The following is a 20045-nucleotide window of genomic DNA, read 5'->3' on the forward strand; positions in this document are numbered from 1 at the left end:
AAAGTTCTCCTCTTAGATTATTGCAAGAACAGCTTGTTTGCAAGCGGCAAGAAGTCATTATGGATTTATTTTTTTGCGTTTATTAAGGACATTGAGTATCTGGAAAGGGTGTTAAATATGGAACAACAGACGGATGTATTAATCATTGGAGGAGGACCTGCGGGTCTTAATGCGGCTCTTGTATTAGGCAGGGCTCGTAAGCAGGTTGTGGTCATAGACGATGAAACCCCGCGTAATTGGGTCACACGTGAAACGCACGGTTTTCTGACGAGAGATGGCGCCAGTCCGCGTGAATTTCGAAAGGTTGCGAGAGAACAGATTAGCGCTTACCCGTCCGTTCATTTTGTAAGGGACACAGCGACTTCTGTGACAGGAACCGATGGTGATTTTCAAGTTACAACGGCGCAAGGAGCGATCTATCGTACAAAGAAAGTGTTGTTCACCGTAGGGAAAAAAGACCTCCCGCTGGATATAAACGGCTTGACAGAGGTATATGGCAAGAGTGCTTTTGTCTGCCCTTATTGTGATGGTTGGGAATTAAGAGATCAACCGCTGGTCATCATTGTTAATGGAGCCAAGGCATTTCATATGGCCAAAACAATCTCGGGCTGGACAAGCCAGTTTACCATTTGCACGAATGGCCCTGATGAATTAACGGACGAGCAGAGGGAGGAATTGAAGCAGCATGGTGTTCCGGTATGGGACTCTCCAATTCGATCCATTGAATCAAGTGATGGGATGGTGCAGCAGGTAGTATTAGAAGATGGCACAGAAATCTCGTGCACAGGGATTTTCTTTGGACCGAAACTGGTTGCCGGATCAGAACTTCCGCAGGCGTTAGGCTGCGAGGTTACGGATTCCGGGACGGTTGTCGTGGATGATTACGGAAAAACGACCGTGCCGGGTGTGTTCAGTGCCGGAGATGCAGCGTCGGAGCTGTACCAGGCTATTACTGCGGCTTCCCTTGGTGCATTAACCGCTGTAACGATCAACAGTGAGCTGAATATGGAAGCTTGGGATCAGCGTGGTAAACATCTAAACCCATAGGATAACGATGTATAGTTTCAACTTTGAGTATAGTTAGTCAAGCATATAAAACGGAACGAATAGGGGATTGCACATGCAATCCCTTTTTGAGTTTTTTGTCTCCTTAAAGGGTAGGAATGATGCAATATAGTTATCAGTAGTGAAGAACAACAACCTTTCAGAATCTCTAAACTATTGACAAAGAAATTGTTTTGGCGCACTATAAATAAATATTCTTTATAAAGTATATGAATTAAATGTTTTATACAGTAAATTTAGAATTTGTTTTCATTTTAATGCAGGGAAGGGATCTATTTATGGCAACTTGGTTTCTTATCATTATCTACCTTGCGTTTATTAGTCTGGGTATTCCTGACTCCTTGCTAGGTTCAGCATGGCCACTCATGTGGCCTGAAATTGGCGCTTCGTTTGGCTCAGCAGGAATTCTGTCGATGGTCGTTGCAGGAGGAACTATCGTTTCAAGCTTGGTTAGTGGGACGGTTATTCAAAAATGGGGAACAGGCAAGGTTACATTAATTAGCTGCTGTCTGACAGCAGGGGCACTGCTTGGATTTTCCTTCGCACCTTCATTGGTATGGCTCGTCATTCTTGCCATTCCTTTGGGGCTTGGAGGCGGCGCAGTTGATGCTGCATTGAATCATTATGTCGCAGAGCATTACAAAGCACACCATATGAACTGGCTGCACTGCTTCTGGGGTGTGGGGGCAACGACGGGACCCATCATTATGTCTTATTACATTGCAGAGCATCATTCCTGGAGAAGTGGGTATACAGCTGTAGCTGTCGTCCAGTGTTGTCTCGTCCTTAGTTTGTTTATCACGTTGCCGTTGTGGAAGCGTGTTGCTGCAAGTCGGGAAAGCACGAGTCTGAACAACGAATCAGATCATGCGCAAGCGGACAACACATTAGTACAGAGTGAGAATAGACCCGAACGAAATGTATTGAAGATTAAGGGAGTCAAAAACTCACTGATTGCATTTCTTTTTTATTGTGGTGCGGAGATGACTGTGGGCTTATGGGGAGCCAGTTATCTGGTAGGCGCAAGAAACATCCCGGCAGAAACAGCTGCGGGGTGGATCTCCTTATACTACGGTGGCATTACGATTGGCAGGCTGATTACCGGCTTTATCACGTTGAAAATAAAAAATCGGGTGTTAATTTTGGTGGGTCAAGTGACCGCCATTGTGGGGGGAATCATTTTGTTGCTTCCATTATCCATTTCGTTTGCACTGGCTGGGTTTGTGCTGATTGGTTTGGGGCTTGCGCCCATCTATCCCGGACTTCTTCATGAAACCCCAGCTCGATTCGGTAAAGCGAACTCTGCACGATTAATGGGATACCAAATGGCACTGGCTTACACAGGAACCACATTGCTTCCTCCGCTTTTTGGCGTTCTTGCTGCGAGAACGAATATTAGCGTATTTCCGATGGTTGTACTTGTATTCCTTATCTTGATGCTTGCTAGTTCCGAGCAGGTGAACCGTAATCTGAAGAAAAGAGTATTGAACAGATAAGACGGAGATTGGTCATGAAATGTGAAATGAAGAAAAAGGAGCGCTTAACATGCTATCATTAATTTTTTTATGCTTGATCGTATATGTGGGGGCATACGCATGTCTGGCTGCGTCCAAGCAGCCCATGGATGTAAAACCTGTGCGGTCTTTCGATGATTTTTTCGAATAATTTTTATAAGATTTCATGTAAAGAGTGAAAAAAAAGCGAGGATCAATTCTCGCTTTTTTTATTTTGTTTTGAGGATAAACTTCACTTGCTTTCGAAGACTTCTTAAGGAAAACTCCTACTTCATCCGCATCTTCCATTGCAATATTTACAATTCATAGAACTGCTCGTGCTTATCCATAAAGTAACGAATCCATGCAACACTGAATTGACGGCGCTTTCATGAAAATTGACCCAAATATTAAGGTTGACAGTGTTTTTCGAAACGGTTTTAATTATATAGACCGATTGTTATAATTCATTGAAGGATGTGGCTTTATTGAGTGAAAAGTCTAATGCTAGAGAACTAATCGTCAGCACAGCAGCCAGACTGTTTTTTTCACAAGGATATCATGCGACCGGTCTAAATCAGATTATTAAGGAGAGCAGTACGCCGAAAGGCTCGTTATATCATTATTTTCCGCATGGCAAGGAAGAGCTCGCTCACGAGTGCATTCAAAAAGCCAATGAAAATATCCTTCAGAAGTTTGAAGAAATATTTGCAGCCCATGACAACACGGGGGATGCCATTCAGCAATTTATTCATGACTTAGCGATTGAAACGGAGGCGGCAGGTTTTACAGGCTTTCTTCCATTTAGTTTCTGGGCAGCCGTAGAGACATCCTGCATCAGTCAACAATTGCGTATCGCTTGTCAGGATGTGTTTGCAGGGTGGCAGCAAATCATTACGAAACATCTGATTTTGGATGGCATAGGTGAAGAGAAAGCACAAGAGATGGGACTTCTCGTCATTTCCTTAATGGAGGGAGCATTGATTATCAGCCTGACCAACCAGGACAAACAGCCTTTGCTGACGGCTGCTGATTATTTGTCCCTTGTGGCGAAGAATGCAAGAGAGAAGCAATAAGTTTCGTAAAGAGAGAAATAGAAATTGTCAGATTGTTTGAGGAGGATGGGATTGTGGAGGCTTCCATGAAAGCTGGTTCTGTACAGGATCAACAAGAAACAAAACAATATAAAGTATTTCCAATTTTATTCGCCATGCTGCTCAGCGGCTTTATTGGTCTGTTCGGTGAAACAGCACTGAATGTGGCATTGACACCGCTGATGGGCTTGCTCGAAGTTGGACCTACTACGATTCAATGGTTAACGACAGGTTATCTGCTCGTTTTGGGTATTTTGGTGCCGGTTTCCGGTATGCTGCTACAATGGTTTACGACAAGACAGTTGTTCACCACTTCTCTGATTTTTTCAATTGCAGGAACGCTTGTTGCTGCTATCGCACCGAGCTTTGAAATTCTGTTGGTGGCACGGGTATTACAAGCTGTAGGTACAGCTTTGTTACTGCCACTGATGTTCAACACCATATTGGTTATCTTCCCGATTGAAAAGCGTGGCGCTGCCATGGGACTGATCGGTTTGGTTATCATGTTCGCGCCAGCAAGTGGTCCGAGTATTTCGGGTCTGATTCTGGCCAATCTGAGCTGGCACTGGATCTTCTGGATCTCCTTGCCGTTCTTCATTATTTCTTTGGTATGCGGCTTGCTGTTCTTACCGAATATTTCGAAATTGACCAAGCCCAAAATCGATATCCTTTCCATTATCCTTTCCACACTTGGTTTTGGTGGAATCGTGTACGGATTCAGTAGTGCAGGAGGACATGGGGAAAGTGGCGGTGGCTGGACCAGTCCTGTAGTTGTTGCTACGCTGGTTATTGGCGTGTTATCTTTGCTGCTGTTCAGCATCCGTCAATTGAGAATGAAACAGCCGATGATGGATCTGCGGGCGTTCAGATATCCCATGTTTACGATCGGTTTGATCCTGATCTTCCTATGTATGATGATGATGCTGTCTTCCATGCTGATCCTGCCAATGTATTTGCAACAAGGTATGGCGGTTACGGCATTGACTGCTGGTTTGGTTTTGCTGCCGGGCAGTTTGCTGAATGGATTTTTGTCTCCGGTTATGGGACGTCTGTTTGACAAGTTCGGTCCGAAATGGCTCGTGATTATCGGACTGGCTATCGTGACTGTCGTTCTCTTCATGTACACGGGAATCACTCCGACAACCACCCTGAGCAAGATTATTACACTGCATGTGTTCATGATGGTCGGAATTTCAATGATCATGATGCCTGCACAAACCAACGGTTTGAATCAATTGCCTCCTGCATTTTATCCTCACGGAACGGCGATTATGAATACATTGCAACAGGTATCCGGAGCTATTGGTACAGCGGTTGCAGTAAGTATACTGAGCGCAGGACAGACTCGCTTCTTGAGCGGTGTAACGAACCCGGAGAGCCCAGAGAATCAGTTGGCAGGTTTTACATCCGGTGTACAAAATGCATTTGTTTTCGCACTGGTTCTTGCTGCAATTGGGCTGATCATTTCACTGTTCCTGAAACGAGTTAAGGTTGGTGCTCAGCAGGGACAACAAGGCCCTATGCATTAATTGAGTTATTGAAGAATTGAAGGATGCTCTCCCTTTTATGGGGAGCATCGTTTTTTTTGTACATAAAAACCCTAGCGATTACAGAATCACTAGGGTTTGATCACGAATTGTCGTGCTGGTTGAGCCAGCGTTTGATTATAAAACCTATTTCTGGACCAGTTCCAATATTTCCTTAGCTACAAGATCCGGGTGATATTGATGAATATAATGCTCGGTATCCTTAACGGTTACATGTTTGGAATGTTCCGACCAGGACGTAAATTCAGCTTGGGTTTTATCCCATATTGGCTCACTGGCTCCGAAGTAGTCTGCTGTCAATATGGTGAGTGGGAACGGCAGGGTTTGCTTGTTTTCTACGACGATTTTGCCATTGGCTGCTATTTCACGTAATTCATCTATCGTGTTCGCATTACCATAGTTGTGCAACAGTGCAGTGGTATCCAATGTCTTCAGTTCGTCAGGCACAAGTTTCAGTTCATTACGATTGGCATTGGATGTCTCGACAACAAGATCAGACTTCATGGACAAGCGGAACAGTCCGGTCTGGATGCGGAATTTATTTGGAAGACCCCCAATGGTATCTGCCAAGGAACCATCGTCATTCGAATAATATTCGGGACTTCCGCCATCAATCATGACGATGCCTTTCACGAGATCCGGGTACTTTTGTGCGAAACGGATTGTCTCCAGTGAGCCGAGTGAATGAGCAACGAGGACGTAAGGTGGCTTTTGTCCGGATACCTCCAATAACTCATGCAATTCGTCAGCTACCGTATCGACATCCCGTTTCTTATCGGTCTCATCACTATATCCGTATCCAAAGCGATCATATACCGCGAATTTTGTGTTGGGAGCGAGTTTTTCATATAAAGGATAATTAATCTACATATGGATTGGCAGTGCCCCAGCCGGAGGCAAGCACGACAGTTACATCACCTTCTCCACCGGTGTATAAATGCATATTGTCACCATGTACCTTGTACAGCTTTCCAGGGGGGACAAGTGCTTTTGCATCCTGCCTTAAACCCACTTGTTGGTAGATCATGCCGGTACTCAGAACTAATAGAACGATTGCGAGGTCAAATATCAAAAATTTAACTAATCTTTTGCGCCATTTTTTCATCATCTTTCACATACTCTCTGCTGTATTTTCTCTATTATATATGCCTAGTCTTATAGGAGAGAAAACAGAGTCTTAATTCCACCTTAATTAGGTTTAACCAGGAGATGGTCAACGTTAATTAATGATATAGTCCTGTGAGATGTTCGTCGCTGGGCTGCAAAATCTTCGACAACAGTACGATCTGGCCAGTATGGTAGCCATAATGGGTAGCTACCTTTATCAATAGAGAACGTACTATTTTATGCTCATGCGCATCTTTGGCTTCATCCTCAGTGCGGTTCATGCGATTCCAATCTGTCAGCTCATAGGGGATGGTTACTTCCCTGGACAAATGCTCCTCAGCCAGACTTGATAAGATCTCAGTTGATTGGGATCGAACATGACGAAGCTTGGCTATTAATTCCTCTCGAGTGAAACCACCATTGGTCTCAAACTCAACAGAACGCTCTCGAATCAGGGGTTTGGACCCAATGCCTGTTACGATATTCTGATATTCATTGCCGGCCAAATGCAAACAATAATTTCCCACACTGTTCATGCCAGGCTGGATCCTGCTCCAAATCTGTTCATCGTTCAGCCTGTTCAAGCTGGTTTCAATGCGTTCAAGCTGCTTGTTCATGTCCTCAACTACGTCCTGAATAAGTTTAATCATGATAACCTGTCCTCCATTCATTAGGTTGATTGAAATTTAAATTCAGATAACCGAAGGCGAATTGATTATAAACGAACAATGATTTAATATAAAGCAATATTACTCCTGTTATACTCAAAATTGAATGATTGATTATAAAGAACAGAAGGTATGGATAATGACAAAATACGAAAATCAAATTCCGACAGCCGCAGGGATGAGCTTCAGCTCTCTGGTGAGCATGTTGAAGGATTCCATGCGAAGAAGTATAGAGCGAAGACCTGCGGGCAGCATTCCCATGGTGAAATATGAGCCAGCAGAATCGTTAAATGTATCTGATCATCCGCAGGTGACATGGTTCGGTCATTCAGCTTTTCTGCTGGAGATTGAAGGTCACAGACTGCTTTTTGATCCAATGCTGGGCAATCGTCCATCTCCTGTATCCTGGGCGGGTACGAAACGATACAGCACGAACCTGCCGATTCAACCCGAGGATTTTCCCACCTTGGATGCAATCATTATATCGCATGACCATTATGATCATCTGGACTATTCCTCCATCCGCAGATTGAAGAATAAAACACAGCGGTTTATCGTTCCGCTTGGCGTACGTCGACGACTGATTCAACTGGGTGTTCCCTCGGAACAGATTACTGAACATAACTGGTGGGATGAGCTATCCTTCAAGGGTTTGACATTTGCCTGTACGCCTGCACGCCATTTCTCGGGCAGAGGATTGTTGGATCGCAATTCTACATTATGGTGTTCGTGGGTCATTGCTGGACAGGCAACGAAGGTGTTCTTTAGCGGCGATAGCGGATATGGTCCTCATTTCAAGGAAATCGGCAGTAAATACGGACCCTTTGACCTGACCTTGATGGAATGCGGGCAATATGACGAGCGTTGGTCCAACATTCATATGATGCCGGAAGAAACGGTACAGGCTCACTTGGATGTAAGGGGAGGACTGCTCATCCCGGTTCATTGGGCTGCTTTTACATTGGCCTATCATGCCTGGCATGAGCCGGTTGAACGGATCGTCAAGGCTGCACATGCCTTGAATGTTACCATCGCAACACCCAAAATCGGTGAGAAGGTTGTGCTGCATTCAGAGGATTACCCGAGCCATCCGTGGTGGAGATCAATCTGAGATCCCCTGGGATAAACATAAAAGCGTCCAGCCCATTAGATGGAGAGGACGCTTTTTCTCTTGCATTTATTTTAGAATGGACAGGGCACTGCAGATTAACAGAATACCCATCACCATATTAAAAGGGCGTTCATATTTCAATAAAAAACTTTGGAATAACACACCACATAACCCCCACGTCATATTCGCACTAACACCTATAATGGTGAGAAGCAACGAAAAAACGATAATATGGACATGTGACTGCCCAAGAGGCATGACAAATACAGAGATAGCCGTAAGACCATACAGAATGACTTTGGGATTGAGGAATTGCAGGGTAAAGCCAAAGAGGAATGAAAAACGATTCACCTTGGGATCTTTGGCACTCGTAGGTTTACTTCGCATAATTTTAATTGCCAAATAGATCATGTATACACATCCCAACACGTTCAGGGCTGGTTTGATCCTTGGGATGTATTGATGCAAAATAAGGTTGAAATAACTGGACAGAAACATAATAAGCAGGCAGCCGGCTGCAACGCCACCAATAAACGGGAGGATTTTTCTGAATCCTTCGTTTCTTGCATGAGTCATGGCAATGATGTTGTTGGGGCCCGGTGTGAAAGAAGCCACGATTGCGTACGTCAGTAACGGTATAATATTCATAAGTCCTCCACAATTGATTCTTGGTGTATGTTATATTTAGTTGAGATGTACGCTATAACGTACGATCTTTATAATTGTACAATATGTGCGCTATAAAGCACAATATAATCTTTAAAAAAGAGGTGACTTTATATTGAAAAACATTAACGTTGTTCTTGCGCAAAATTTGAAGCAGCTCAGGGAGCAAAGAAAGCTTAGTCTGGACAAGGTTGCCGAGATGTCTGGAATTAGCAAGACGATGCTTGGTCAAATTGAACGGGGGGAATCGAACCCTACAATTGCTACCGTGTGGAAGATTGCGAACGGTCTGAAAATATCTTTTACCGCCTTGATCCACGAGCCGAAGTCGGACACTACAGTCGTAACGGGCAGTGATATTCAAGCATTGATGGAGAATGAGGGGAAGATTCGGATTTATCCGCATTTTACTTTTGAAGAGGGGCGCCGTTTTGAAATGTACGTTATGGAGATGGATGAGGAGTCTTCTTTGAATGCTGAACCGCATATCGATGGGGCAGAGGAATTTATTACGGTTTTTGAAGGGGAAGTTACAATTCGGGTTGGGGAGGAGGATTATACGGTAAAACAAGGGGAGTCGATCCGTTTTCGCGCGGACAAGCCTCATGCTTATCATAACCCCGGTACTGCTGCGAACAAGCTAAGCATGGTCATTCATTATTCGAAGTGAAATTAATAAAACGCCAATATAGCAGTCTGTGGATTCGACTGTTACATTGGCGATTTAGCTTATGGAAATTCAATTTCATGCGTAAGAGTTTGAATGAATTAAGGCTTTTCTTTGGCCTGGCGCTGAATTTCTGTGGAGGTTAACGCTTTATCATACACTTTTACGTTATCCATCGAGCCTTTATAGAAGGGATCAGCTGTATAACGGCTTTTGCCCAAATAAGCTTCTGTCACTTGCAGATCCTTCGGATTAAACGTGATTTCGGTGCTGGTTGCTACGGATTTTCCATTCACATATAGAGTGCCTGTATCTCCCTGTAGGGTAACAGCGACATGCACCCATTGATTGGAAGGCAGCGGTTCAGCAGCAATCAGGCTCTGATCCCGTCCCTGATCATGAATGGTGAATTGCAGAGCTCCAGTATGTTGGGTGGGAGTAAGGAACATATGTCTGGTTAAGCCATTTCCAAAGTCGAAAATTCGCTGCCAGGCTTCGCCGCCACTCCACTTGATCCAAGCACTAAAGGTGAAATCTGTCGTATCGGTAATGATTCCAGGCAGCTGAATGTAGCTGTCTGTTCCATTGAAAGCGGCAGCCTGATTTTTGCTATTAACCGCAGAACTCGTCACATGAAAGGCATGACCGTGGTATTCATTTTTGCTGAAATCCTGTGCGATTTTTGCAAGTTTCTTTTGATCAAACGTATATTCCCCAAGTAATGGACTTACCGCTTGTTGTGGAATGGTAATGTTAAACGTTTTGGAGCTTACCGCGCTTCCTTTGCGAATCGTTGCCGTTAATGCCACTTTAGCATCTCCCTTACCAGCGCGCGGTCGATTCACTACCCCGGTAGCGGAAAGGGCAGAGGCATTGGATGACTTCCACGTAATCTCTGCATCACGTGCTCCCTTCGTCGGGAGGGAAAGGTTGAAGAATACGTTCCCTGTGTCGCCGATGCTCAGATCCTTTTTCACCGCATTAACAACGTCCTGATCCTTGATTGCAGCAATCTGACTTCCCCAGATGGCTACGCCAGAAGAGGAGAGCGCGCTAAAAGTAAGAACCTTCTTCTGGGAATCCGGCTCCCATTCATGGGTGAAGACGCCTTTATATACAGTATTATTCGATGTGATTTGGACCTGATTGTCTGCTTCAAGACTCCATGTTCCTGTCACTGGACCACTAATGTGTCCATCTGCTGTGAACTGAACGGTCTGGGATGATTTGATCTCCGCCGTAATCTCCTTTCCGTGATTCACCCATTTGTACTGACCAGCAATCTCCTGGTTTGTCAGTTGGGCAGTGGTTTCTTCCAAGGCCGCATAGCGGTAAGGAGAAACGACAGGCCATCCTTCCGAGTTCATATGCATCTCATGTACGCGGACTTCATGCTCTTCTCCGCGTCCAGGAAAGCGGGAATGGAAGATCAGAAACTGTTTTCCCGTTTCAGCATCAACATAAGCGGAGTTATGTCCTGGTGATACATAGCCAGTCCCTTGACCTGTACCCGGGTCCCCAATCTGTCTTTGAAAGAGGAAGTTTCCCAACAATTTGACGCCAAAAGGCTCGATCGAGCGGTCATCAAACAAGGGTTTGTCCTTGTCCGCTTTGACGTTGATCATATCGTTCCCTTCGGCATCGAGGAATGGACCGTCAGGTGTTTTGGAACGAGCTACGCGAATGTTATATCCCCCGTCAGCACCGAGTCCGCCATAAGACAGATACAGATAATAATAGTCGGTTTCGGGACTGTATAGCATGTATGGTGCTTCAATTCGGCTGTGATTGCCACCGGTCAGCTTTTTGCCATAACCCTGGTTAGGCAGTGGTTTTCCCGTCGTTTCGTCCATCTCCAGAATGAAAATCCCCCCGGAATAGGAACCGTATACCATCCACAGCTTTCCGTTTTTATCGAAAAATACATCAGGATCGACCACATTTGGATGGATGGTTGCATCGTATATGGTGCCATCTTCACTGATCTCATCCCACATGCCGGATTTGAGAAGAATGCCCTGATCCTTATAAGGCCCTTCAATGTTGTCTGCGACAGCAACGCCCAGCGCAGAGCGGGGGGAGTCTCCTTTGCATGCATTGTAGTACATATAAAATTTGCCATCCGCCAACTGAATGACGTCTGCCGCCCATAACGTGTCGGTCTGCGCCCACTCCAGGGCTTCAGCGAATTCTTTGGTCACATTGGGTACAACAGGGTTGTTATCCGTAACTCCTGAGGCGACTGAATCCCAGTTCATCAAATCCTTGGATTTGGCTACCTGAAGGTGTGAACCGAAAATATAAAAGGTATCACCCACCTTAATAACGGAAGGATCATGAACGGAAACATTCCTGAATGCTGGAGCTGCATTCTCAATGGCTGTGGAAACTTGCGGGTTGAAACTGGCTGCCCCCGAACTATCCGCCAATACGGAGACGGGTGCCAAAGCTGTTGTCGTAAGTAATGCAGTGCTCAGTAAAGAAATGTGAAGTACGCTTACCCAATAACGTTTCATACGTTTCCCCTTTCCCAATACATGAAATGAAAAATAAGCCCTGTTCATTGCCGCCAACATTATTTGGTCAGACACCCCTCCTGTTCGTTACCATAATTTATCAAGCGCTTTCATTTGTTATATTATCAATCAATTTATATATTTGTAAACCATAAATATCAGGGTTAGAGTACTTTACATTTTGAAAGAAAGATTGAAATAAGAGCGATTTTTTCGTATGAAATCCGATACTGCAACGGATTTTTTGTCATTTTGGGATTGAAATCTGTACTCGGAATAAGATACTATACGATTAGATCATGTGTTTATATATTTATCAATCAATTTATATTTATACGAATTAAATCAAGCACATCTACGATAATTTACGCTACATAGGAGGAATGAACATGACTACGTTTCGCAATCAACTCATCGCACACTATAAGTTTGAGGATGCAGCCGAGATCGGCAAGGATAGCTCAGGGAACGGACACGAGGGAAACGCCGCAGGTGAGAAAACACCCAGCATTTCCGAAGTAAATGGTAGATGGGCGGTGACTTTTACTGGAGGAGCGAACGGAACATCCTATTTGGAGTTACCTTCGAATTTGCTGCGAGATGTAAGCGATAACACAGGCGTGACTGTTGCGACATGGGTCCATTTGGGCAAAGGTTCGAATGTGTGGGAGCGGATTTTTGACTTTGGCAAAGGTGAGAAGGGTCCCTATTTATTTCTGACTCGTCAGATGCGTGGAACGTTATATGCGGGAGATGATCTGGTTGTAGACCCGGGCCGCGGATTTGCCATTGGGGAATGGATGCATATTGCGTTGTCGGTGGCAGGCAGTCAAGGCGGCACACGCAGCAGCGCGGGTCCGGTTGTATATGTGAATGGAGAGAAGGTGGCGGACGGCTCCATTAGTCAGACGTCCAGTGGCCAATATGCCAATCTGCGCCGATGGTTTGATTCGTTCGTTGACCCTGAGAATTATTCCCGTAATTATATTGGACGTTCTCAGTACGCTGCAGATGTGGATTTTGCGGGGTCACTATCCGATTTTCGGATTTATCAGGCGGCTCTGTCCATGGATGATGTGATTGAAGTGATGTGCGAGTCATTAACGGATGAAGAGATTGTGAAGCTTGCGGGAGATAAATATCTCTCTGCTCCTTCCCGGATTATTACTAAAGACGTGTCACTGCCAGTAGATTTGCTCGGTGGCAAGGTGGACGTTCAATGGAATTCAAGTCAGCCTGAAGTGCTGTCAGCGAATGGACAAGTAGTTCAGCCCCTGAGCTCGGCGCAGGAAATTCGTTTGAATGCGCTCTTAACCAAGGGTGGAAGTACGTTGAACAGAAGCTTTGATGTCTCTGTTATGCCAGAGCATATCCCGCCTTATAACGTCACGATTCACGGGGATCAAAAGGTGGCGGATATCAGTGAAGTAATGTACGGGCTGTTCTACGAGGACATTAACAATGCGGCAGACGGGGGGATCTATGCGGAGCTTGTTCAGAACCGCTCGTTTGAATCCTTTGCATTCGATACATACTCGCATGACTCTGGCGAATGTGGTTGTTCGACAGGCCGGAATCGTGATCCATTGTTTGCCTGGTCCGGGGATACCGAGAAAATGATTGTAAAGCATACCGATGGACTAAACACTCATCTTAACGTGGAAGATCCGGAAGTGAATGCTTATTATGTAACGGTTCAGGATGGTGCGACGATTCGAAATCGCGGGTTCTCGGATTCCAATCAACATTGTGCCATGTCCATCAAGAAGGGTGAGGCATATGATTTTACCGTCTGGGCCAAGGCAGTAGCCGCAGGGACGATTACGATTCAGCTGCAAGATGGAAACGGTGCTGCAATCAGTGATTCGGCTACACTGCAAGTCGAAGGCGGTAACACATGGAAGAAGTACGGAATCGCCTATTCCGATACCCGCGTCCTTGTGGCAAATGCCGAGTTCAGCGCCCATGCGAGTGGCGGTCATGTTATGTCTCACCCTGGTTCTCCCCATATCCACGGTTCGAATGTGACCCTGACCGGAACGGAGACTGCGCTGGGGCAGTTGGCACTCACCTTTGAAGGGGACATTTCCATTGATATGGTGTCGCTGATTCCGCAAGACGTGTGGGGAGCCAAGCCGGAAGAGCAGGGAGTATCCGCGTCAGCACATGCCAACTACACAGGCAATCCGAACTATCGACTCCGAAAAGATCTGGTTCGGGCGCTTGTTGATCTGCATCCGAAGTTTCTGCGTTTTCCGGGGGGATGTATTTCGGAAGGTTCGTTTATTTGGGACAATGTGTATGACTGGAAGGATTCGGTGGGAGCGGTTGAGCTTCGCAAAGAGAACTATAACGTCTGGGGTTACATGATGACGATGGGTCTGGGCTATATGGAGTATTTCCAACTGGCAGAAGACTTGAATGCTGCTCCGGTTCCGGTCATGGCCTGTGGAGTTCTGTGTCAGGCACGTTCGGATTACGCACACCCGGCGGGTGGGGCTTTGAGGGATTACTATATCCGTAACTTTACAGACCTGATCGATTTCGCGCTCAGCACGGATATTGAACATAACGAATGGGCTGCTATGCGGAGCAGCATGGGACATCCTGAGCCGTTCGATCTGCGTTATCTCGGCGTAGGCAATGAGAACTGGGGAACCGAATTTTTTGCCAACTTTGAAGTATTCAAGACGTCGATTGATGACTATATGAAACGTAACTATCCTGATCATGAGCTGCACATCATATCCACAGTCGGCGCCCAAGCGGATGATGATGCATACCAGCAGGGATGGAAATTCCTGAGTGGCAATCTGACCGGATCAGCTGAAGTGGCTTTTGCAGACGGCAAAGAGGTGATCGAGGAGACGGTCACCTGGTATGAGAACCAGGACAACTATATGGATACCATTGCCGATGAGCATTACTATCGTTCCAATGACTATTTGCTGAACAACGTGGATCGGTACAACTATTATGAGCGGGCCTATCACGAGGATGGCAGTATCGATTGGAAAGAGACATCCAAGGTATTTGTGGGAGAATATGCGTCCACGGACAAAAATACACTGGCAGGTGCGATCGCAGAAGCGGCGGTCATGACCGGATTTGAGAATAATGCAGACGTCGTTCGCTTGGCTGCCTATGCACCACTGTTCAATAAAGTGTTGACGGACGGTACCTATCGCTGGACGCCGGACTGCATCTGGTTTGATGATGAGACAGTGTGGTACACACCGAATTACTATGTACAGCAGCTTTTTGCCAAGTATGTGGGTGAGCAGGTGCTAGGGACTTCATTTTCAACGTATAGCAAGGGTAAACCCATGGAACTCATTCCGCGTGGCGGGATCGAGATTGCGACAGGTGATGCTGACATCGTAGTGAAACGGTTGACAGTCACATCGAACCAGGATGGCAGCGTGCTGTTTGCGGAAGATTTCAGAGAGCAGACAGCACTGAACGAGGCGTGGAATCCGATTCCCGGATCGGCAGGATACACGCTGGAGGCCGGAACAGGTCTGATGTTGAAAGCACAGGCAAATGGATTGAATGGGTTGTATCTGCTGAATGATCAATGGACGAATTACAAAGTGGACGTTGAAATGCAGCGCATAACGGGTGAGGATGGTTTCACCATCGGTGTGGGATTGACGGATATTTCACCTGATAGAAAAGATGTTATCGAATACGCGATTGGGTATGGCGGTAATGCAACGGGAGTCAAAGTCTACAAACAAGGTTTAGAAGGCTACACCCTTGGCGACTATTCTTCCAGTTCCGCAGCGGGAAATCTCCGAGCAGCCAACTATGAACCTTTGGAGAACGATACGAATTACACGATTACCGTCAACTATGGTGGGGATACAGGGAAGAATCTGATCTGCTCATATACCGATGGTCACATAACCAGCAGAACTCTGGATTACAAGCTGGAAGCGTACAACCGGGACATATTCCATTCGGTTACGAGAGATGCGCAGCATGTGTATGTGAAGCTGGTGAACGCAGATGGGGTGGACAAAGCAACTCAAATTCACCTTCAGGATCTGAACATTAGCTCTGTTGCGAGAATGATAACACTTAGCGGAGATGAAGAATTGCTGCATGTTCCCAACGTGAATCAGAAGAACGATGAGAAAATTGTTCCACAAGAACAAGTGATTCATCTGCAAGAGGATTCGGTTGTCTTGCAGCTTCCTGCCCATTCGGTCAATGTACTGGTTATGGATGTCCGGAAATAACGAAGTAATCCACCTCAGTACGAACTGCGTTAACCAAAAAACCGCGATTATGCGGTTTTTTGGCGTTTCAAGAATAGAGTCGAACCAGTTACTGAAGTAAATTCCTCCACTATTACCGATTCCAGAAAGCTGGACTCTCTAATGCCTTTAGAGTGCTTCACCCATCGCCGATTGGAAATTATGCTCGGTCTTGTCATTCCAATACATAGGCGTTATCGCTGAATGAGGTGCCCAGAACAGGCTTTTAACGAACGACTCAGAAGGTGATCACATTCTGGTTTCATCCAGTTTCATGAGCACTTTCTCTTTGCTTCTTGCGATATTCATTAGGGCTGCATCCCATTTCCTGTTTAAACAGTTTGGTGAAGTGGGAGTAGTTGGTATAACCCACATGTCCAGCAATGGCATGGACCGATTGCGTGGTCGTTTCCAGCAGTTGGCGAGCGGCTACAAGACGGGTATGAATGACATAGTTGCCGAGTGAAATTCCCATCTCTTTCTTGAACAGCCGTGCGAGATAATCCGGATTCAGATAGACCATTTCCCCCAGGTTATTCCTCGTTAGATCTTCCCCGTAATGAGTGCGTATATAGTGGGTAATCTCGTGCACAACCGACTTCGGCTGCTCGGCAGCATTCAGGTATTCCGCAGCGGTATTAACCAGATAGGCTATGTAGGATTGCATATCTTCAATAGAATACAAAGATTGCATGAACAATTGGTCATTCGTTTTGCCCATATACAGCTTGTGCACTTCAATCTCTTTGTTCTTCAATTGGGCATATACGAGCTGCACCAGATCAAGACGCAGCATGCTGAGCACGGCAGTGCCTACCACCCCTTCACGGACAAGTTGGTGCATATAACGAACGGTCTCATCCAAGAAGGCCTGGAAGCGGTTCTCATTCAGCAACTGCTCCAGCAATGCCAGATCAGGCGGTGTGTAATTCAGTTCAGGTCTGCTATAGTTTTTCAGTAAAGAGGTTTGGTTGCGGTGTTTGATTCGTTCTTCATTCATGAGCAACAGCTCGTTGATAGTATGACGAATCTGACCCAGTGGCAGAGAAAAACCGATACTACAGCAGGCATCCGACTTCAGGTATCTATTGACCTCCGGGATGAACGAGCAGCACATGGATTCGATCAGCTGTGCATCCGGTGCTCCATCCCATTTTAGAATAACCATCCAGTTATGATCCTTAATTTCGGAAATGGCTTCAATGGAGAACAAAGCGTCCTGAAACCGTTCAACCATCACATTCAAACTAGCGTAATCGAACAGGTTCTTGTCGGTTTTGCCCAGGCTGCCATCATACGGAAACAGGTTAACCAGAATAGGAAGAAATAGATCCGTTGTTTCATAAGGCAGATTTTGTTCTGTCAAAAAGGCAGAGACGTCGGCTGGCCCGGAAGGAAAGGCTTTACCGGAGATGAGCCTGCGCCAGCTGTCCTCAATGAGCTTGCTTCTATTCTTCTGCCACAGTTCACCTTCATGAATCGCTTTATCAATAAACTGCTGGTCTTTGGCCTTGGCAACCGCCTTTTGAATAATGAGAGTCAACTTGTCAAATTCAATAGGCTTCAGAAAATAATCAAAGCTTTGCAGTTCGATTGCTTTCTGCGCATAGTTAAAATCGGCGTAATTGGTGAGAAAGATCGTCTGTACATTATGCGATTCCTCCCGGACCCATGCCAGCAGTTCAAGTCCGCTTCCCTGGGGCATCTCAATATCGCAAATGAGGATCTGTACCGGATGATTCCGCAAAATCTCTTTGGCTTGCGCAATATTATAGGCTGTAAATATCGTGTTGATTCCCAAGGCCCCCCAGTCAATTTTCTTTTCCAAAGCCATTACAACAAAGTAATCATCATCAACCAGCAATGCATTCATGGTTTGTCACCTCTCCCGAAGGTTCTGAATTCAGTATCATTTTAGGCAAGGAAAGCGTGATTCGAGCGCCACTTGCGTCGTCGTTTGCAAACGTAATCGTCGCTTCATCTCGATACAGCAACTCCAACCGTTGAATGGTATTCATAATGCCGATCCGATTGCCGCCGGTCTGTTCCAGTGCTTCTCCGCGCATCAGTGCGCCAAGAATTTCCGGACTGAAGCCTGGTCCCGTATCTGAAATTTGGATGAGCACATGATCGCCATTTTCCTGTCGTTTCTCAGTTACGGATAAAGTAATACATAATTCCCGGTCCCGGGAGACGCCATATTTGACGGCATTTTCGATGAAGGTCTGAATCACGAGTGGAGGCACAGCGATACCCGTGATCACCTCGGACTGTTCAATACGATAGGAAAAAGCATCCCGGTAACGTGATTTCTGGATGTCCAGAAACGTTCTCACATGTTCGATCTCATCCTCCAGCAGAACGAAATTCTCGCCACTTTGAAAGATATAACGGAAGTATCGGGACGTGGCCAGGGCCATGCTTTCAATTTCTTCGTACATCTGCATCTGTGCCATACTGTACATGCTCGTCAGACAATTCAGGAAAAAGTGGGGTTTGATCTGCAATTTCATATAATCCAAACGTATTTTCTGTTTCTCCAACTCCTGCTCATAGCGATCAATCTTGAACCGTTTAATCTGCACCACCAGTTCCTTGAACTGTGCATTGACCTGCTCCAGCTCCATAATCCGGCTGCTCTTGAAGTCAGTTGCTTCATCGCCTTCGTTGATACGTGCGAGATTTTTGGAAAAACGCTGAATGGGAACCAGCAGATTTTTTCTGAAAAACAACATTATTGCGCTTAACGAGGACGTTACAATCAGAAAAAGCAGCATAATGAGCAGTTGGGCCACCATAATTTTCTCGAATGCGCCAAACTTGATGACCATATGTGCGCTGAATGCCGCATTGGAGAAGTCGCTGCTCACGAGATTGTGAGACTGGAACAGATCAAGAAATGAATGTCTCTCTTCCGGTGTGTGCTCCCCGCTGGCAGGACCGGAAAGTTGCATGCCATTCTCGTCAACGAGAGAGGCGTATCCGTTGGCACCCAGATTAATCTGCCGGAGAGGGGCGATCAAATCATCTGCGGATATCAAGGCAATCAGATAACGGTTGTAGTACGGCACAATATTGATAAGATAAGAAGTGCCGTTCACATGAATCGGTGTCCAATGGGAATAGAACTTTTCATATACACCTTTATCGCGGGTCAACGTAATGATCTGTTTTTTCACTTCTGAATAATCCGAATAGGAGATGCTTATCGGCGCGCAGTTAAGGAAATACTCACTATTCTCCAAATAATAAAAGAAATTGTACGATTGCCCATAGTTTCGCTGAAGTTCAGCGAAAAGCATATGTAGTTTTTCGTTGGCCTTCAGAAACGGAATACTGTTTACACCATATGTATTCATGTTGTCGAGATTCTCGTCATTGGCCAGTGTCCACCCCATGAAATGGTTAATGTACGCAAAATCGTGATTAATACGATTGATGTACAGATCGGCTGCATCCTGCAAGTACTGGGTGGATTGCTGCTTCACCATGGAGATCGAAGCAATGCTGATGACCAGATCCAGAATGAACACAACAAATGAAATGACGAACATCATGCGGATATAATGCCGAATGGGATAGGGTTTGATGGCGTTCAGGTTTGCCATGAACAATGCACCACTTTCTGGATTGCTTCATTATGAATGCGCTTTAATACCTCAGGAATAGTATAAAACCTTTGCTTGAAAAAAGCATAAAGATTTGCCTCATTTGGTTCAGAAGTCCGGAATACACACATGAAAGTCTGGATAACGATATGTTTTCTACTCGTAAGCATCCTGGTTTTCTCGTAATCTTCGAAAAGGGAACAGCAGAAGTCCGAATACCGTTCCTAGGGGTCCGATAAAG

Annotated in this window: 15 protein-coding genes; 7 read left to right on the plus strand and 8 right to left on the minus strand. The window is 45.6% G+C overall.

Going from position 1 to position 20045, the window contains the following annotated elements; all coding sequences use genetic code 11:
• Positions 1-117 precede the first annotated feature (117 nt).
• Both JNUCC31_RS29520 and JNUCC31_RS29525 read left to right on the plus strand, forming a co-directional pair.
• Positions 118-1047 carry an NAD(P)/FAD-dependent oxidoreductase gene (locus JNUCC31_RS29520; protein WP_192266875.1) on the plus strand — a complete coding sequence of 310 codons (930 nt, stop codon included), beginning with the start codon at positions 118-120 and terminating at the stop codon, positions 1045-1047.
• Between the two features lie 296 nt (positions 1048-1343).
• Positions 1344-2561 carry an MFS transporter gene (locus JNUCC31_RS29525; protein WP_192266876.1) on the plus strand — a complete coding sequence of 406 codons (1218 nt, stop codon included), beginning with the start codon at positions 1344-1346 and terminating at the stop codon, positions 2559-2561.
• 12 nt (positions 2562-2573) lie between these two features.
• Here the strand turns inward: JNUCC31_RS29525 and JNUCC31_RS33615 are convergent, their stop codons facing one another.
• On the minus strand, positions 2574-2867 hold the full coding sequence (locus JNUCC31_RS33615) for a hypothetical protein (protein WP_228469303.1): 294 nt from the start codon (positions 2865-2867) through the stop codon (positions 2574-2576).
• Between the two features lie 179 nt (positions 2868-3046).
• Here JNUCC31_RS33615 and JNUCC31_RS29530 point away from each other — a divergent pair, with 179 nt between their 5' ends.
• Together JNUCC31_RS29530 and JNUCC31_RS29535 are read left to right on the plus strand one after the other, a co-directional pair.
• Complete coding sequence (locus JNUCC31_RS29530; protein ID WP_192266877.1) at positions 3047-3634, plus strand: TetR/AcrR family transcriptional regulator; 588 nt, start codon at positions 3047-3049, stop codon at positions 3632-3634.
• 65 nt (positions 3635-3699) lie between these two features.
• On the plus strand, positions 3700-5181 hold the full coding sequence (locus JNUCC31_RS29535; RefSeq protein ID WP_192273430.1) for a DHA2 family efflux MFS transporter permease subunit: 1482 nt from the start codon (positions 3700-3702) through the stop codon (positions 5179-5181).
• A gap of 144 nt (positions 5182-5325) precedes the next feature.
• On the opposite strand, the gene JNUCC31_RS29540 is transcribed toward JNUCC31_RS29535, so the two are convergent.
• The 3 genes from JNUCC31_RS29540 to JNUCC31_RS29545 all read right to left on the minus strand — a co-directional run bounded on the left by JNUCC31_RS29540 (position 5326) and on the right by JNUCC31_RS29545 (position 6956).
• A complete protein-coding gene (locus JNUCC31_RS29540; RefSeq protein ID WP_228469792.1) occupies positions 5326-6063 on the minus strand; it encodes an alpha/beta fold hydrolase in 738 nt (245 codons plus the stop codon).
• Complete coding sequence (locus JNUCC31_RS33620; protein WP_228469304.1) at positions 6059-6307, minus strand: hypothetical protein; 249 nt, start codon at positions 6305-6307, stop codon at positions 6059-6061. The genes JNUCC31_RS29540 and JNUCC31_RS33620 overlap by 5 nt, the downstream gene beginning before the upstream one ends.
• A 115-nt stretch (positions 6308-6422) precedes the next feature.
• A complete protein-coding gene (locus JNUCC31_RS29545) occupies positions 6423-6956 on the minus strand; it encodes a DUF1572 family protein (RefSeq protein ID WP_192266878.1) in 534 nt (177 codons plus the stop codon).
• Positions 6957-7110: 154 nt separating this feature from the next.
• Here JNUCC31_RS29545 and JNUCC31_RS29550 point away from each other — a divergent pair, with 154 nt between their 5' ends.
• Positions 7111-8085: an MBL fold metallo-hydrolase gene (locus tag JNUCC31_RS29550; RefSeq protein WP_416234468.1), complete on the plus strand. Its 975-nt coding sequence runs from the start codon at positions 7111-7113 to the stop codon at positions 8083-8085.
• Positions 8086-8151: 66 nt separating this feature from the next.
• Here the strand turns inward: JNUCC31_RS29550 and JNUCC31_RS29555 are convergent, their stop codons facing one another.
• On the minus strand, positions 8152-8733 hold the full coding sequence (locus JNUCC31_RS29555) for a LysE family transporter (protein WP_192266880.1): 582 nt from the start codon (positions 8731-8733) through the stop codon (positions 8152-8154).
• Positions 8734-8866: 133 nt separating this feature from the next.
• Here JNUCC31_RS29555 and JNUCC31_RS29560 point away from each other — a divergent pair, with 133 nt between their 5' ends.
• A complete protein-coding gene (locus JNUCC31_RS29560; protein WP_192266881.1) occupies positions 8867-9421 on the plus strand; it encodes a helix-turn-helix domain-containing protein in 555 nt (184 codons plus the stop codon).
• Positions 9422-9519: 98 nt separating this feature from the next.
• Here the strand turns inward: JNUCC31_RS29560 and abnB are convergent, their stop codons facing one another.
• Positions 9520-11934 (minus strand): arabinan endo-1,5-alpha-L-arabinosidase AbnB, encoded by a 2415-nt coding sequence (abnB, locus tag JNUCC31_RS29565; protein WP_192266882.1) that lies wholly within the window; start codon positions 11932-11934, stop codon positions 9520-9522.
• Positions 11935-12323: 389 nt separating this feature from the next.
• Here abnB and JNUCC31_RS29570 point away from each other — a divergent pair, with 389 nt between their 5' ends.
• A complete protein-coding gene (locus JNUCC31_RS29570; RefSeq protein WP_192266883.1) occupies positions 12324-16178 on the plus strand; it encodes an alpha-L-arabinofuranosidase C-terminal domain-containing protein in 3855 nt (1284 codons plus the stop codon).
• A gap of 280 nt (positions 16179-16458) precedes the next feature.
• Here JNUCC31_RS29570 and JNUCC31_RS29575 read toward each other — a convergent pair whose 3' ends face one another.
• Complete coding sequence (locus JNUCC31_RS29575) at positions 16459-18069, minus strand: response regulator (protein ID WP_192266884.1); 1611 nt, start codon at positions 18067-18069, stop codon at positions 16459-16461.
• Positions 18050-19804, minus strand: a complete 1755-nt coding sequence (locus tag JNUCC31_RS29580; protein ID WP_228469305.1) for a sensor histidine kinase — start codon at positions 19802-19804, stop codon at positions 18050-18052. The genes JNUCC31_RS29575 and JNUCC31_RS29580 overlap by 20 nt, the downstream gene beginning before the upstream one ends.
• Between the last annotated feature and the right edge of the window lie 241 nt (positions 19805-20045).

Origin of the sequence: Paenibacillus sp. JNUCC-31 (assembly GCF_014844075.1) — a bacterium.
In the GTDB taxonomy this organism is placed as follows: domain Bacteria; phylum Bacillota; class Bacilli; order Paenibacillales; family Paenibacillaceae; genus Paenibacillus.